Below are 1,410 nucleotides of genomic sequence, written 5' to 3' on the forward strand. Positions count from 1 at the left end.
GAGACTGTCCGAGTAACGGTGTAACTGGCCCAACGCGCTGACTGGTTCAGCGGGAAGGGTCGGATGATGACCGACACACTGGTGGGCGTGAGCCCGCTTGAGAGAGCAGCGAAGAAGTCGCTCACACCTGCTGAGGTGGAGCGCGCGGCGGTGCGCGAGCTGGTCAAGGCCGCTCGCGCCAGAGGTGACGAGCTGACCGGCCCGGACGGGCTGCTCAAGGCGATCACCAAACAGGTCATCGAGGCCGCGCTCGAGGAGGAGATGACCGAACACGTGGGCTACGACAAGCACGCCGTCGAAGGCCGCAACGGGGGCAACTCCCGGAACGGGACCCGGACCAAGACGGTGCTGACCGACAACGCCGGACCAGTCCAGGTCGAGGTCCCGCGGGACCGGGACGCCAGCTTCGAGCCGGTCATCGTCAAGAAGCGCCAGCGTCGCCTGACCGATGTCGACGCCATCGTGCTGTCGCTGTACGCCCGCGGGTTGACCACCGGTGAGATCAGTGCGCACTTCGCTGAGATCTACGGCGCGTCGGTGTCCAAGGACACCGTCAGCCGGATCACCGACCGGGTGCTCGAGGACATGCAGGCGTGGTCCTCGCGGCCGTTGCAGCGGGTGTACGCGGCGGTCTTCATCGACGCGATCATGATCAAGGTCCGTGACGGGCAGGTCGGGAACCAGCCGTTCTATGCCGCGATCGGGGTCGACCTGGCCGGGCACCGGGACGTACTCGGGTTGTGGCCGGGCAACGGCGCCGGGGAGTCGGCGAAGTTCTGGATGAACGTGTTGACCGAGCTGCGCAACCGGGGCGTGGCGGACGTGTTCTTCATCGTCTGTGACGGGCTGAAGGGGCTGCCCGAGAGCGTGAACACCGTCTTCAAGGAGACGATCGTGCAGACCTGCATCGTGCACCTGATCCGGGGCACGTTCCGGTACGCATCGAAGAAGTACTGGGAGTCGATCGCCAGAGACCTGCGCCCGATCTATACCGCGGTCACTGCGGACGCGGCGTGGGCGGCGTTCGAGGAGTTCGAAGAGAAGTGGGGCAAGGCCTACCCGGCGATCCCGAAGCTGTGGCGGGCCGCCTGGGAGCAGTTCATCCCGTTCTTGGCCTACGACCTGGAGATCCGCAAGGTGCTCTGCTCGACGAACGCGATCGAGAGCTTGAACGCCCGCTACCGTCGGGCGGTCAACGCCAAGGGCCACTTCCCGACCGAGCAGGCCGCGCTCAAAACGCTGTACCTCGTGACGAGAAGCCTGGACCCCAAAGGACTCGGGCAGGCACGATGGGTCACCCGGTGGAAGCCGGCCCTGAACGCGTTCGCGGTCACCTTCGAGGCGCGCATGCCGGCGCCGGAGAACCTCTAACCATGAAAACGCCAGTTACACCGTTCGCCTGACAGACCC

At 65.8% G+C, this 1,410-nt stretch carries 1 protein-coding gene; it reads left to right on the forward strand.

The genetic code is table 11. The features are described from left to right. Nucleotides 1-66: 66 nt before the first annotated feature. Nucleotides 67-1,371: an IS256 family transposase gene (locus AB4Z14_RS22010; RefSeq protein ID WP_442277106.1), complete on the forward strand. Its 1,305-nt coding sequence runs from the start codon at nt 67-69 to the stop codon at nt 1,369-1,371. Nucleotides 1,372-1,410 lie beyond the last annotated feature (39 nt).

The organism is Terrabacter sp. 2TAF16 (assembly GCF_052115065.1).
Taxonomy (GTDB): Bacteria; Actinomycetota; Actinomycetes; order Actinomycetales; family Dermatophilaceae; genus Terrabacter.

What these genes read in the sequence shown, in the direction of transcription:
- AB4Z14_RS22010 (WP_442277106.1), top strand. Translation starts at nt 67, where the DNA reads ATGACCGACACACTGGTGGGCGTGAGCCCGCTTGAGAGAGCAGCGAAG.